11 protein-coding genes are annotated in these 13,987 nt (G+C 69.2%); 2 read left to right on the top strand and 9 right to left on the bottom strand.

Translation table 11 applies throughout. The annotated features are described in order from the left end of the window. Positions 1 to 63: 63 nt before the first annotated feature. The 9 genes from ACW5DW_RS06920 to ACW5DW_RS06880 form a co-directional block, all read right to left on the bottom strand. Positions 64 to 1,290, bottom strand: coding sequence for a tyrosine-type recombinase/integrase (locus tag ACW5DW_RS06920; protein ID WP_457018023.1), 1,227 nt, complete (start codon positions 1,288 to 1,290; stop codon positions 64 to 66). 254 nt (positions 1,291 to 1,544) lie between these two features. Continuing rightward, positions 1,545 to 2,297 (bottom strand): ABC transporter ATP-binding protein, encoded by a 753-nt coding sequence (locus ACW5DW_RS06915; RefSeq protein WP_457018022.1) that lies wholly within the window; start codon positions 2,295 to 2,297, stop codon positions 1,545 to 1,547. After that, positions 2,290 to 3,489, bottom strand: a complete 1,200-nt coding sequence (locus tag ACW5DW_RS06910; RefSeq protein ID WP_457018021.1) for an ABC transporter permease — start codon at positions 3,487 to 3,489, stop codon at positions 2,290 to 2,292. Before ACW5DW_RS06910 ends, ACW5DW_RS06915 begins: the two co-directional genes overlap by 8 nt. Before the next feature lie 4 nt (positions 3,490 to 3,493). Next, entirely contained in the window at positions 3,494 to 4,738 is a 1,245-nt protein-coding gene (locus ACW5DW_RS06905) for an efflux RND transporter periplasmic adaptor subunit (RefSeq protein WP_457018020.1), read from the bottom strand. Between the two features lie 117 nt (positions 4,739 to 4,855). Continuing rightward, positions 4,856 to 6,226 (bottom strand): replication-associated recombination protein A, encoded by a 1,371-nt coding sequence (locus ACW5DW_RS06900; RefSeq protein ID WP_457018019.1) that lies wholly within the window; start codon positions 6,224 to 6,226, stop codon positions 4,856 to 4,858. A 73-nt stretch (positions 6,227 to 6,299) separates the two neighbouring features. Continuing rightward, positions 6,300 to 6,980: a hypothetical protein gene (locus ACW5DW_RS06895; RefSeq protein WP_457018018.1), complete on the bottom strand. Its 681-nt coding sequence runs from the start codon at positions 6,978 to 6,980 to the stop codon at positions 6,300 to 6,302. Positions 6,981 to 7,039: 59 nt separating this feature from the next. After that, entirely contained in the window at positions 7,040 to 7,666 is a 627-nt protein-coding gene (gene lolA, locus ACW5DW_RS06890) for an outer membrane lipoprotein chaperone LolA (protein WP_457018017.1), read from the bottom strand. A gap of 340 nt (positions 7,667 to 8,006) precedes the next feature. Then, the gene (locus tag ACW5DW_RS06885; RefSeq protein WP_457018426.1) at positions 8,007 to 10,364 is read right to left on the bottom strand and encodes a DNA translocase FtsK; all 2,358 of its coding nucleotides are present in this window, start codon (positions 10,362 to 10,364) and stop codon (positions 8,007 to 8,009) included. A 46-nt stretch (positions 10,365 to 10,410) separates the two neighbouring features. Then, positions 10,411 to 11,478 (bottom strand): alanine dehydrogenase, encoded by a 1,068-nt coding sequence (locus ACW5DW_RS06880; protein ID WP_457018016.1) that lies wholly within the window; start codon positions 11,476 to 11,478, stop codon positions 10,411 to 10,413. 210 nt (positions 11,479 to 11,688) lie between these two features. On the opposite strand from ACW5DW_RS06880, the gene trxB reads away from it, so the two are divergent. Then, the gene (trxB, locus tag ACW5DW_RS06875; protein WP_457018015.1) at positions 11,689 to 12,648 is read left to right on the top strand and encodes a thioredoxin-disulfide reductase; all 960 of its coding nucleotides are present in this window, start codon (positions 11,689 to 11,691) and stop codon (positions 12,646 to 12,648) included. A 166-nt stretch (positions 12,649 to 12,814) separates the two neighbouring features. Beyond that, positions 12,815 to 13,948, top strand: coding sequence for a GNAT family N-acetyltransferase (locus tag ACW5DW_RS06870; protein WP_457018014.1), 1,134 nt, complete (start codon positions 12,815 to 12,817; stop codon positions 13,946 to 13,948). Positions 13,949 to 13,987: the final 39 nt, after the last annotated feature.

Below are 13,987 nucleotides of genomic sequence, written 5' to 3'. Positions count from 1 at the left end.
TTGCGACGTGTGCAAGATGCCTACTACGTGGCCACAAGTTGATTGCAGGAATGCTTGCAGCGTTTAAACGCGCTCGATCCTAGCGACCGCATCCGCCAGCTTGTCCGGCGCCAGGTGTGCATAGCGAAGCGTCATCTTGATATCGCCGTGGCCAAGTAGCTCGCGAACCGAATTCAAGTCGACGCCGGCCATGACCAGCTTCGACGCGAAGTCGTGCCGAAGGTCATGGAATCGAAATTTGACCAGCTTCGCATCAGCCGTCAGCCCTTCCCAGGACGATTGAATGTTATCGAAGCGCCCGCCGCCAGGACTCGGGAACACCAGACCGTCGTCGCTGCCCTGATTCTTCCAGCGTTTCAACACGTCCAGCGCTTCGCCATTTAGGGGTACGTGCCTGGTCTTCTGCGACTTCGCGTTGCCCGCTGTTACCTCCAGCGACTTCCCGGCTAGGTTCACGTCCTCCCATCGCAGGCCGAACAACTCGCCGCGGCGCAGGCCGGTATTCATGGCGACCAGGACCATCGGCATCAGGTGGTCCGTGAAGCCGTCGACGGGCCACAGGGCGCGCCCGTCCCCGCCGCGTTCCTTGCACCACTTGTTCCCTGATTCACGGTGCGCGCGCCGGGATGCCTCGCGCCTCGCCAAGGCGTCGCGCAAGCGCCTTTCCTCGACCTGTGACAGGTAGCGCACGACGTTCCCGGTCGTGACCTTGGACGGCTTCACGCCGGCCAGGGGATGGGTGTCCAGCAGGTGCCATTCGACGGCCTTGGACAGTACGGCCTTGATCCCGGTCAGGTCGCGATTCGTTGTCGCCTTGGACACACCGGCGGTGCGTCGCTGGGTGATGATGCCTTCCACGGCCTTGCGATTGATTTCCGGCAGCGGGGTGCCGGCTAGCGGTTCGAACACCGACAGGACGCGGTTCACGGCTTCCTGTCCACGCTTCAGCTCATGCCGCGCCCAAGTCCGATAGTCGCCATCGACGAACTGGCGCAACGTCAACACGCGCCCACCATTCGGCTTGGCGGCCTCGATGATCGCCAGCGGCGCCCCGTGCTTATCCGCCTCGGCGAGCTTGGCGCGCGCTTTCGCACGGGCGGCCTCCAAGGTGACGGCGGGGTATTTCCCGAGCGCCATATCCCGATTGCGTGCCCAAGTCACGCACCATGACTTCACGCCGGATGGCAACACGCGCAGCGACAGGCCAGGAACTTTGCCGTCGTGCAATCTGTACGCGCTAACCTTCGGGCGCGCGGCTTCAACGTCTTTCATGGACAGCGTGGATGCCATCACTTCCTCCCCATGCCAGCACCATGCCAGCAAACGGGATTGTATCGCGAAGTATCGCGGCGCCGTGCTGCATTACAAATCAATCGTTTACTGCGTAAGCCTTTGAAGACATGGCCCGCCAAATCGCCTTCACACGGCGAGGGTCGCATGTTCGAACCCTGCACCGCCCACCACACAAGGCCAGACCCTTGCACGAAACCCGGCCCTGCGCCGGGTTTTCTGTTTCTGGGTGCAGGCAATGCCACCGGGCGGCCTCAGCCGGACTGTCCTGAAGGCCCCAACTGTCCTCGCGCGGTCCCGGCTTTTTCACGCCGCTCGTCCGACACGATGCAGCCGTCCACCAGGTTGACCGTGCGGTCGCAGGTTTCCGACAGGCGCGGGTCGTGCGTCACCACCAGCACCGCGCATCCGAACTGTTGGTTGAAGCGGCGCAGCAGTTCGAACACCTCCGCCGCCGTCTTCGTGTCGAGGTTTCCGGTCGGTTCGTCCGCCAGCAGCAGGGCCGGCCTGGTGACCAGCGCACGCGCAATCGCCACGCGCTGCTGTTGGCCGCCGGAGAGCTGGTCGGGCCTGCGGTCGACGAACTTTTCCAGCCCCACCGCGGCCAACAGGCCGCGGGCGGTGTCGGTGATCCCGCGGTCCGGCCGGCCATTGGCGACCATCCACGGCATCAGCACGTTCTCCAGCGCGGTGAACGCGTTGATCAGGTGGTGGAACTGGAACACGAAGCCGATGCGGCGCCCGCGCAGCTCGGTGCGGGCTTCATCGTCCATCTCGCGGGTGGGCTCGCCGAGCAGGTGGAGTTCGCCTCCGGTCGGCGAGTCGAGCAGGCCGATCAGGTTGAGCAAGGTGCTCTTGCCGGATCCGGACGGCCCGACCAGCGCGGCGAAGTCCGCGCTGTCCACGCGCAGGTCGACGCCGTGCAGCACCTCCACCTCGTTGGGCTGGCCGATGTTGTAGGACTTGCGCAGGCCTTCCAGGCGCAGCACTTCGCGCGGCTCAACCACGGATCGCCTCCACCGGGTCCATGCGCGAGGCGCGGGAGGCCGGCACGTAGGCGGCCGCCATGCCGGCAACGGTGGCCAGACCCATAGCCGCCGGCACCAGCGCGGGCGGCAGCGGGATGAAGAACAGCTTGGGGCCGAAGTTGTTGAATACCGCCACCAGTCCCAGCCCGGACAGCGCGCCGATCGCCGAACCCGCCAGCCCCAGCACCGCGCCCTGCACCAGGAACACGCGCAGCATCTGCGCGCGACGCGTGCCCATGGCGCGCAGGATGCCGATCTCGCGCGTGCGCTGGGCCACGCTGACCGCCAGCACGCTGGCGATGCCCAGCGCGACCGAGATCGCCACGAACAAGCTGATCATGCGGGTGGACAGGCTCTGCGAGCTCAGCGCGTTCATCAGCTGGGCATTGCTTTCCATCCAGCTCTCGGCCTGCAGCCCGGTGAGTCCGCGCACGCGCGCGGCCACCCGGTCGGCGGCGAACAGGTCCTGCACGGTCACGTCGATCACCGTCACCCCGCCGGGCAGCGCCAGCAGCGACTGCGCCTGCTTGAGGTCGACATAGACGTAGCGCGCGTCGAGCTCGCGCACGCCCAGCTCGAAGATGCCGGCCACGTTGACCACGGCGTCGCGACCGTCACCGGCCTCGAGCCGCAGCTTGCCGCCCAGGCGCAGGCCAAGGTCCTCGGCGAGCTGGCGGCCGACCACGGCATTGCCCGACCCCACTTCGAGACGCCCCTCGACCATGTTCTCGTCGAGCGGGATCACCTGCAGGTAGCGCGGCAGGTCGACGCCCACCACCGCCACCGACTCCACCGCCGCGCCGCGGCGGCCGAAGGCCGGGCCCGACACCAGCGGCGACACCGCGGTGACGCCGGGCAGCCGGTCCAGCACATCGCGCACCTGCAGCCAGTTGTCGATCGGTCGCAGCGATTGCGGGCGCGGATCCTCCAGCACCAGTTGCAGGCTCCCGTCCGGCGCGGGCGCGACCAGGCTGGCCTCACGCGGCGCCTCCACGCGCAGGTGCGCCTGGGTCCCGAGCGTGCGGTCGATGATGTTGTCCTGCAGGCCGGCGATCAGCGCGGTGACGAACACGATCACCGCCACGCCGACGGCGATCCCGAACAGGATCAGCATCGTCTGCGCACGGCCATGGCGCAGGAAGCGCATGGCGATGGTGGACTCGATCCACATGGCGTCAGTCGAACTGGGCCGGCAGCTCGCCGCGGCGGCTGTCGTCACCGGCCTCGGGGGCGGGCTGGCCCTCGATGCGGACGCGGTCGCCGTCTTCGGGCAGCTCTTCCGGCCCGAGGGCGCCCGCGGCGACCACCTGGTCGCCCGCTTCCAGGCCTTCGAGCACCTCGCTCATCGCAAGCCCACGCAGGCCCAGCTGCACCGGACTGCGCTGCACGCGGCCATCGCGCACGCGCAGGACGCTGGCCTGCCCGGATCCGGCCCGGGCATCGAGCAGCGCGTCGTTGGGCACGGCCAGCGCGCGATCGCTGCGGCCGGTGAGGATGGTCGCGGTCACGGTCATGTCCTGGCGCACGTAGTCAGCCGCCGGGTCGATGCGCAGGCGTACGTCGATGGTGCCGCGCGTAGGATCCACGCCCGGCGCGATGTGGTGCACGATGGCGGCGAAGGGCCGGCCGGGGAAGGCATCGGCGATGCAGGTGGCCGACTGGCCGACCGCAATCCGGTCGAGGTTCTTCTCGTCCAGTGCCAGCAGCACCTCGCCGGGCGCATCGCGCGCGATCTCGAGCAGCACGTCGCCGGGATTGACCGTATCGCCCGGCTCCACGTTGCGGATCAGCACGGTGCCGGCGACGGTGGCGCGGATCTCGGCGCGCGCCAGGTCGGCCTCGGTTGCGGCCAGGCGTTCTCGTGCCTGCGCCTCGCGCGCGCCGCCAGCCAGCGCCGACAGCGCCACCTGCGCCTGGTCGGCCGCTGCGCGCGCGGCCACCACGCCCTGCGCGGCCTGTTCGACGTCTTCGCGCGAGACCAACTGCCGCCTGCCCAGCTCACGCCGGCGGGCGAGGTCGCGCTCGGCCTGGGCCAGGTCGGCGCGCGCCTGGCGCAGTCGCGCCTCCGCGTCGGGACGCTCTGCTTCGCGCAGGGTGGCCAGCGCCGCGCGCGCCTCGTCGCGACGCGCTTCCAGGTCGCGCGCGCGCAGGAGCACCAAGACATCGCCGGGCGCAACACGATCGCCTTCCATCACCCGCCGCTCCAGCACCAGCCCGGCGATTTCCGCGCCCACCTGGACGCGCGACAGCGCCGCAATGCGCCCGGTCGCCACCACGTTCTGCACCAGCGGGCCGCTGGCCACCTCGTAGCCGGGCAGCGCAGGCCCACGCATCCGCGCCACGGCCCAGGCGAGCAGCAGCAGGGCCACCACCGCCGCGCCAGCGAGCATCCACGTCCTGCGCCTGGTCCCGTCCGCCATGTACGCACCTTTCGGGAAAGGCGCATCTTCGCCGGAACCCGGTGAAGAGTGGGACTTCGGTTGGATCGCGCGCTACGAAAACAGCCGCTGGCGCGCCTGCCACGCCACGTCCAACTGCTATCCGCCGCGCTCCGGAGGCGCGGGTTTCGCGCCCGAGCGCGCCTCGCGCAAACGGTCGAGCTTGTCCTTGAGCTTGAGCTCCAGCCCGCGTTCGACCGGCTGGTAATACACCCGCTCGCCCATCGCATCGGGGAATCCGGTCTGGTCCAGCGCGACGCCGCCATCGCGGTCGTGATCGTACTGGTAGCCCTTGGCGTAGCCGAGTTCCTTCATCAGCTTGGTCGGCGCGTTGCGCAGGTGCATCGGCACGTCCTGGGTCCCGTACTCGGCCACGTCGCGACGTGCGGCCTTGAACGCCACGTAGGCGGCGTTGGACTTGGCGGTGCTGGCGAGGTAGATCGCCAACTGTCCCAGCGCGAGTTCGCCCTCTGGGCTGCCGAGGCGGTCGTAGGTGTCCCAGGCATCGACGGCCATCTGCAGCGCGCGCGGATCGGCCAGGCCGATGTCCTCGACCGCCATGCGGGTCATGCGCCGCGCCAGGTAGACCGGGTCGCAGCCGCCGTCGAGCATCCGCGCCAGCCAGTACAGCGCCGCGTCGGGATTGGAGCTGCGCACCGACTTGTGCAGCGCCGATATCTGGTCGTAGAACTGCTCACCACCCTTGTCGAAGCGGCGGGTGCGGTCGGCCAGCACCTGCTCCAGCACCGCATCGGTGATCGCGCCGCCCTCGCCCACCAGCTCGGCGGCGATCTCGAGCAGGGTCAGGCCGCGACGCACGTCGCCGTCGGCGGCGACCGCGACCAGGTGCAGCTGCGTATCCTCGATCTGCAGCCCGCGTCCGCCAAGGCCGCGCTCGGTGTCCGCCAGCGCATGCGCAAGCGCGAGGTGGATGTCTTCGGCCGAGACTGCCTCCATCACGTGCACGCGGCAGCGCGAAAGCAGCGCGGAGTTCAGTTCGAATGACGGGTTCTCGGTGGTGGCGCCGACGAACACGATCGTGCCGCGTTCGATATGCGGCAGGAACGCATCCTGCTGCGCCTTGTTGAAGCGGTGCACCTCGTCCACGAACAGCACGGTGCGGCGGCCTTCGGCAAACCGATGCGCGGCTTCGGCCAGCACCTGGCGCACCTCGGGCAGGCCCGAGAGCACGGCCGAGACCGATCGGAACTCGGCGTCGGCATAGCGCGCCAGCAGCAGCGCCAGCGTGGTCTTGCCGCAGCCAGGCGGCCCCCACAGCACCATCGAATGCACGGCGCCGGCCTCGATCGACTGGCGCAGTGCCGAGTCGGGCGAAACCAGCCGGCGCTGGCCCACCATTTCGTCGAGCGTGCGCGGACGTATGCGTTCGGCCAGCGGGCGCAGGGCGTCGCGATCGACCGTGAGCAGGTCGCCGCGTTGATCGGGCGGGGAGGTCCTGGCGCGTGGCACGGCGTGGGGATCAGGCAGGGAACAGGCCGACCACGATAGCAAGACCGACTCGCAGGGCGCGCGAACGCCCGCGTCAGCGCGCCGCGACCCCGAGTTCGTAGTTGACCCGCTGCCAGGCGTTGGCGATGCGGTCGTACAGCGCCTCGATGCGCACCGGCGTATTGCCGTTGCGGCCGAAATCGGCGATGCCCTGGGCGTTGATCCGCAGCAGCCTGCGCCCGCCCTCGACCGTGCTGATGTCGTCGAGCTGAAGTCGCGCCTCGGTGTTGCCGAATTGCCGGTCGAGTTCGACCGCCACGCGCTCCTCGAGCTGGCGTACGAGCGCCGAATCGTTGGGTACTTCGCGCTCGCCGGTCGCGACCCCGCCGATCAGGATCCGCGGATAGCCGGCGCTGGCGAACGTGGTGTCGTAGAGCGTGCTGAACCGGAACCCGATCCAGTCGGCATCATCCCCCAGCCGCACGCGCCCCTGACCGCTGACGGTGCGGTCGCTCACGCTGGCGATGGCGACATCGAACGACTCGATGGCCACTGCGATCGAAGCCGTATTCATCTGTTCCGCCAGCGCGGCGACGACCACCGCGGCCACCGCATTGTCCAGCGCCTCGTCGCCGCTGGTCGCAAGACGCTGCGGTACGGACGCCGACACATGGACCGGCGACGTCGCCACCGGGGTCGACTGCGCCAGCGCGGGCAGCGTCGCCAGGCAGGCGGTGATTAACAGCAGCCGGGCGTCGTAGCGGCGTCGGATCATCGGTTGCGGTTGCCCGTGCATGCGTCTCCCTGTGTCCGGCGCCGCCAGCGCCGAGCCGGTCAGCCCTCGCCGACCACGTCCACGCCCGCCGGCGGCGTGTAGGTGAACGTGTCGGCGGAAAATGCGGGATTGCGCTTCCAGCCGCTGAACCGGATCTGCGTGCGCTGGCCGAGCGCGTCGACAATCTCCATCCGCGCCAGGCCGGTATCGCCCATGCCCAGTCGCGCGCTCTGGAATGCGGCCTCCTCGGCGTTCTGCTTCGGCTTCAGGACCAGCCACTGCAGTCCGTCCGATTCACCGTCTTCCTCGACCAGGAAATCCCGGTCAAGGCGGGCCGGGTCGAGCAGTGCGGCGAGCGGGCTGTCCTGTTCGGCGCTGCCCTGTGGGCGCCGGCTGACCTGCTCGAGGTCCGGATCGTAGACCCAGACGGTCTTGCCGTCGGCCACGATCAGCTGCGGATAGGGCTTCTCGTATTCCCAGCGGAACAGGCGCGGCGCCGACAGCGCGACGCGACCGCTGGACGACTCGCGGACGCGGCCGTTGTCGTCGAAGACCTGCTGGGTGAACTGCCCGTCCAGGCCCTTGAGCCCACGGGTGAAGCTGTCGAGCTGCTCGCGCGCGCCGGCGTGCGCGGCACCGGCCAGCAGGGCGATTGCGACAAGCAGCCAGCGGCAATTGCGGATCATGGAAGGCGGTCCTCGGGGATGGGTAGCGCAAGTCTGCAAACAGCAAGCTGAACAAGCACTTCGCCCATCCAGTTCAAGACAACGGGAACCGGGGTGGAAGACGGACGAGTACCGGATAAGGGAGTCCGCGCTGCGCGCGCCCCCATCCCGGCCTTCCACCGCAGGCGGGGGAAGGAGAAGAGCGTGCTCACGTGCGTCGCCCCTCTCCGCGGCTTGCTCCCTCCCCCGCCTGCGGGGGAGGAGAGCAGCGTGATCGCGCCCTTCCTGCTCCCTCCCCCGCCTGCGGGGGAGGGCCGGGGTGGGGGCAACAGCCGACACGATCTCCGGCGTCGCGACGCTCCTACTTGGGCGGCGGGGGTGCGAGGACGGAGCGGTCGCCGTTGTGCTCGGGCGCGGACACCACGCCGGCCGCCTCCATCGCCTCGACCAGGCGCGCGGCGCGGTTGTAGCCAATCTTCAAGCGCCGCTGCACGCCGGAGATCGACGCACGCCGCGTCTCGGTGACGATCTTCACCGCCTCGTCGTACAGCGGATCGGACTCGTCGCCCGCTGCGCTGCCGGCCTCGGGTAGTCCGGTCGCGCCGATCGTGCTGCCGTCGTACATGGTCTGCGCCTCGTCGAGCACGCCTTCGACGTAATCCGGGCCGCCGCCGCTCTGCTTGAGGTGCTCGACCACGCGGTGCACCTCCTCGTCGGAGACAAAGGCGCCGTGCACGCGTTCGGGCAGCGCCGTGCCTGGCGGCAGGTAGAGCATGTCGCCATGGCCAAGCAGGGTCTCGGCGCCGGACTGGTCGAGGATGGTGCGCGAATCGATCTTGCTCGAGACCTGGAACGCGATGCGCGTGGGAATGTTGGCCTTGATCAGGCCGGTGATCACGTCCACCGACGGACGCTGCGTGGCCAGGATCAGGTGGATGCCGGCGGCGCGCGCCTTCTGCGCCAGGCGCGCGATCAGTTCCTCGACCTTCTTGCCGACGATCATCATCATGTCGGCGAATTCGTCGATGAAGATGACGATGAACGGCAGCGTCTCCAGCGGCTCGGCGACCTCGCTGGACTCGGGGTTCGGGCGGAACAGCGGGTCGAGCAGCGGCTGGCCGGCTTCCTGCGCCTCGCGCACCTTCTTGTTGAAGCCGGCGAGGTTGCGCACGCCCACCGCGCTCATCAGCTTGTAGCGCCGCTCCATCTCGGCCACGCACCAGCGCAGGCCGTTGCCGGCCTCCTTCATGTCGGTGACCACCGGCGCCAGCAGGTGCGGGATGCCCTGGTAGACGCTGAGCTCCAGCATCTTCGGGTCGATCATCAGCATCCGCAGGTCCTTTGCGGAGGCCTTGTACAGCAGGCTCAGCACCATCGCGTTGACCGCAACCGACTTGCCCGAACCGGTGGTGCCGGCGACGAGCAGGTGCGGCATGCGCGCAAGATCGGCCACGGTCGGGCGGCCGGCGATGTCCTTGCCCAGCGCCAGGGTCAGCGGGCTGGTGGCCTTGTCGTATTCCTTCGAGCGCAGCAGCTCGCTGAGATAGATCATCTCGCGATGGGTGTTGGGCGTTTCCAGGCCGATCACCGCCTTGCCCGGGATCACGTCGACCACGCGCACCGACTTCACCGAAAGCCCGCGTGCGATGTCCTTGTCCAGCGAACTGATCTGGCTGACCTTGATGCCCGGCGCGGGCTCGATCTCGAAGCGGGTGATGACCGGGCCGGGATAGGCGCCGACCACCTGCGCGTCGATGCGGAAATCCTTGAGCTTGAACTCGATCTGCCGGGACAGCGTCTCCAGCGTGCCCTCGTCGTAGCCCTTGACCTGCGGCTTTGGATCATCCAGCAGGGCCAGCGGCGGGATGCCGCTGCCGTCGCCGACGTGGAACAGCGGGATCTGCTGCTCGCGCCGTGCCCGGTCGCTCTTTTCCACCACCGGTGCCGGCGGTGGTTCGATCCTGACCTTCTCGCGCTTGGCGCGCAGCTCGGTGTCGACCTTGCGCGTTTCCACGCGCTCGGCGCGACGCTCGTGCGCCTCCATGCGGTCGGCCGCCTGCTTGCGGCCGCGGCGCAGCAGCTCCGGCAGCCTCAACACCCAGCCACCGACACGGTCGGCCACGGCCAGCCACGACAGCCCGGTGGCCAGGGTCACCGACACCAGCAGCAGCGCGAGCAGGAACAGGTTGCCGCCCAGTGCGCCGAAGCCGCGGTCGAGCGAGTTGCCGACCAGCCGCCCGAGGATGCCGCCACCGCCCTGCGGCATGCCTTCGACATTGCCCAGCCGCAGGTACAGCATCCCGGTGCCCGCCACCACGAAGCCGACGATGCCGACCAGGCGCAGCGCCGGACCGAAATCGACCCGGCCGTCGCCGTCCGAATCCATGCCGAACAGGGCGATCCAGGCGATCGCGCCCAGGATCAGCGGCAGCAGGTAGGCGACGTAGCCGGTCAGGCCCAGCAGGATGTCGGCGATGCGCGCGCCGACCGGGCCACCGGCGTTGTGCAGCTCGCTGGCCACGCCGCCGCCGGAGGCGACAAACCAGCCCGGGTCGTCGGGCGAATGCGTGGCCAGGCACACCAGCAGGTACAGCAGCAGCGGCGCGATCAGGATCATCGCGATGTCGCGCAGCAGACGCTGCCGGCGCGGGTCCGGCGGCGCGGCTTCTTTCGCCGTCGCGCGCGGGCGCTTGCCGCGTTCAGGAATCGCGCGTGCCACCGTCATCCACTGCCTTAGGAAACCGACCCAATGCCTTGATCTTAATTCAAAGGTCCAGCGATTGCAGGGCCGGATGCACAAGCCGCCCGGCCTCGACGTTGACGCCGCGCAGCAGCGCCGGGTGTCCGCGCCAGTCGCCCGAGGCCAGACGGTCGACCCAGGGCAGGATCGCCGCGCAGATCGCCTCGGAGCTGGTCCGCGGTACCGCACCGGGCATGTTGGTCACGCAGAAGTGGGTGACCCCCTCCTCCACGTAGGTCGGCGCCTGCCAGGTGGTCGGGCGCGAGGTCTCGAAGCAGCCGCCCTGGTCGATGGCGATGTCGACCAGCACGCTGCCGTCCTCCATCGCCCGGACCATCTCGCGCGTGAGCACGTGCGGGGCGACCGCGCCGGTCACCAGCACTGCACCGATCACCAGGTCGGCCGACGCCACCTCACGCGCGACGAGGTCGTCATAGGGATGCAGGGTGGTGACGTTCTGGCCAACGCGCATCATCGCGTCGCGACGATCCTGGCGCGTCTCGAACACCACCACGTTGGCGCCGCCCGCCGCGGCGGCAGCGACCGCCGCGCCACCCGCCTGGCCGGCGCCGAACACCACCACCTTGCCGCGCGGGGTCGACGGCAGCCCGCCAAGCAGGGTGCCCTTGCCGCCCAGTGGCTGGTGCAGGTAGGCGGTGCCAAGCTGCACCGCGATCCTGCCGGCAATCGTCGACATCGGCGCCAGCAAAGGCAGCTCGCCGCTGTCGAGCTCGACGGTCTCGAACGCGATGCCGGTCAGGCCGATGTCGAGCAGGCGCCGCGCCAGCACCGGGTCGGGCGCCAGATGCAGGTAGCAGAACAGGAGGTGGTGTTCGCGCAGCAGGGCCAGGTCGCCATCGACCGGCTCCTTGACCTTGACGATCAGTTCGCCCTGCCCGTAGAGGGTCGCGGCATCGGGCGCGATGCGCGCACCGAGGCGCTCGTACTCCGCGTCCGCGAAGCCGGACAGCAGCCCGGCACCTTGTTCGATCCACACCGCATGGCCGCGTCGCACCAGGTCGCCAACCGCCGCCGGGACCAGCGCGACGCGACCTTCGAGCGCCTTGGTTTCCTTCGGTACCCCGATGCGCATGCGTCCGCTCCGATGCCGTTGTCCGCGTGGTCAGGGCCTGCGAAAAACCGCGCAGCACGTGCAAGGTTCCGGAGGAAGCCGTGCGCCCGGCGCGACGCGCGATGGACGCTGCGTTTCGCCGGCAGGGCCTGTTCGCGCCTTGTGTTGCCGCCGTCACGACGCCAAGCTATGAGCTTCGATACGCCGCGACTTCACGACCTGCGAGTATACATGTCACTTTCCGCACCCCGGCACATCCGCCTTGTCATCCTCGGTTCCGGCCCTGCCGGCTGGACCGCCGCCGTCTACGCCGCGCGCGCCAACCTCAAGCCCGTGGTCATCACCGGCCTGCAGATGGGCGGGCAGCTGATGACCACGACCGAGGTCGACAACTGGCCGGGCGACGCCCACGGCCTGCTCGGCCCGGACCTGATGGCGCGCATGCAGGCGCATGCCGAACGCTTCGAGACCGAGGTGGTGTTCGACCACATCCACACCGCCGACCTGTCGCAGCGTCCGTTCCGCCTGGTCGGCGACAGCGGCAGCTACACCTGCGACGCGCTGGTGATCGCGACCGGCGCCACCGCGAAGTACCTGGGGCTGGAGTCGGAGGAGGCGTTCATGGGCCGCGGCGTGTCCGCCTGCGCCACCTGCGACGGCTTCTTCTACAAGGACCAGGACGTGGCCGTGGTCGGCGGCGGCAACACCGCGGTCGAGGAAGCGCTGTACCTGTCCAACATCGCCCGCAAGGTCTACCTGGTGCACCGCCGCGACACTCTGCGCGCGGAAAAGATCATGCAGGACAAGCTGATGACGAAGGTCGCGGCCGGCAAGATCGAGACGGTCTGGCACCACGTGGTCGACGAAGTCCTGGGCAACGACGCCGGGGTGACCGGCATGCGCCTGAAGTCGGTGCAGGACGGGAGCACGCGCGAGATCGACGTGCACGGCTTCTTCGTCGCCATCGGCCATACGCCCAACACCGCCCTGTTCGAAGGCCAGCTGGCGATGAACAGCGGCTACCTCGACATCCGATCGGGCCTGGCCGGCGGCGCCACCGAAACCTCGGTCAAGGGCGTGTTCGCCGCGGGCGATGTCGCCGACCAGGTCTATCGCCAGGCCGTCACCTCCGCCGGCTTCGGCTGCATGGCGGCGCTGGATGCGGAGCGGTTCCTCGACAAGGGCGCTTAGCCGCGGTCGCGGACTGCCCGCGGCGGTTCGTGCCACTCGCACGGACGCGCTGCCGGCCCTCGCGAGCACCCTGGACGGGCTTGCAAGCGTCTGGCGGCAATCCGGGTCCCCCACTGACCGGTCCTCGCGGCTGCAAAGCACCTCGTCGGAATCACAGCGGGACAACATGCCGGACCTGCGGATACATCGACGACTTTCGGACATCCCAGCGCTGGCCTGGGACGCCCTGCACGATGGCAATCCCTTCGTCGCCCATGCTTTCCTCTCGGGGCTCGAAGACACCGGCTGCCTGCGCGCGGACTGGGGCTGGACGCCGCACCATGTCGCACTCTGGGACGGCGAGCGTCTGCTCGCGGCCGCACCCGCGTACCTGAAGCACAACTCGCACGGCGAGTTCGTGTTCGACCATGCCTGGGCGCATGCGTACGCGCAGCACGGGCAGGACTACTTCCCCAAGCTGCTGTGCGGCGTGCCCTACTCGCCCGTCACCGGCCCACGGCTGCTGGCACCAACGGCGCAGCTGCGGGCCGCGCTCGCCGACGTGCTGGTTGCGGAAGCGGGGCGGCTGTCGCTGTCATCCGCCCACGTCAACTTCCACACCGGCGTGGAGAACACGGACTTCGGCGCGGACTGGCTCGCGCGCACCGACATCCAGTACCACTGGCGCAACGACGCTGGCTGGTCGGACTTCGACGACTACCTCGCGGCGATGGACCACAAGCACCGCAAGAACATCCGCCAGGAGCGGGCGAAGGTGGCGCGCGCCGGCATCGGCTTCCGCACCGTGCACGGCGACGACGCCAGCGCAGCCGATCTGGCCACGATGCACGGCTTCTACCTGCAGACCTTTGCCGAATACGGCAACTCGCCGGCGCTGACGCAAGGCTTCCTGCAGCACCTCGCCGCGACCATGCCCGATCGGCTGGTGATGTTCTTCGCCGTGCACGAGGGCAAGGACGTCGCCGGGGCGCTTTGCCTGCGCGGTGGCGACACGCTGTACGGGCGCTACTGGGGCGCCATCGCCACCCTGCCCGGCCTGCACTTCGAGACCTGCTATTACCAGGGGATCGACTACTGTCTGCGCGAGGGCCTGCGCGTGTTCGAACCCGGCGCGCAGGGCGAGCACAAGATCGCGCGAGGCTTCCTGCCGACCTTCGTGCACAGCCGGCACTGGATCGCGGACCCGCGCTTCCGCGAGGCGCTTTCGGCCTGGTGTGGGGAAGAGCGCACGGTGGTCGAACGCAACAAGCGCTGGCTCGACCAGCGATCGCCCTTCCGGAACACCCCCGCCAACCCGTAGGAGCGGCTTCAGCCGCGACCACCGCGCCAGGACCACCGA

The sequence above is a fragment of the Luteimonas sp. A482 genome (assembly GCF_054072655.1).
Note: the sequence above shows the minus strand (reverse complement) of the source record. Positions and strands in the feature narration are given on the sequence as shown.

Excerpts from the sequence above, each read along its gene's own strand:
- ACW5DW_RS06870 (WP_457018014.1), top strand. The coding sequence starts at position 12,815 with ATGCCGGACCTGCGGATACATCGACGACTTTCGGACATCCCAGCGCTG.
- ACW5DW_RS06910 (WP_457018021.1), bottom strand. The coding sequence starts at position 3,489 with ATGTGGATCGAGTCCACCATCGCCATGCGCTTCCTGCGCCATGGCCGT.
- ACW5DW_RS06880 (WP_457018016.1), bottom strand. The coding sequence starts at position 11,478 with ATGCGCATCGGGGTACCGAAGGAAACCAAGGCGCTCGAAGGTCGCGTC.
- ACW5DW_RS06905 (WP_457018020.1), bottom strand. The coding sequence starts at position 4,738 with ATGGCGGACGGGACCAGGCGCAGGACGTGGATGCTCGCTGGCGCGGCG.
- trxB (WP_457018015.1), top strand. The coding sequence starts at position 11,689 with ATGTCACTTTCCGCACCCCGGCACATCCGCCTTGTCATCCTCGGTTCC.
- lolA (WP_457018017.1), bottom strand. The coding sequence starts at position 7,666 with ATGATCCGCAATTGCCGCTGGCTGCTTGTCGCAATCGCCCTGCTGGCC.
- ACW5DW_RS06895 (WP_457018018.1), bottom strand. The coding sequence starts at position 6,980 with ATGATCCGACGCCGCTACGACGCCCGGCTGCTGTTAATCACCGCCTGC.
- ACW5DW_RS06920 (WP_457018023.1), bottom strand. The coding sequence starts at position 1,290 with ATGGCATCCACGCTGTCCATGAAAGACGTTGAAGCCGCGCGCCCGAAG.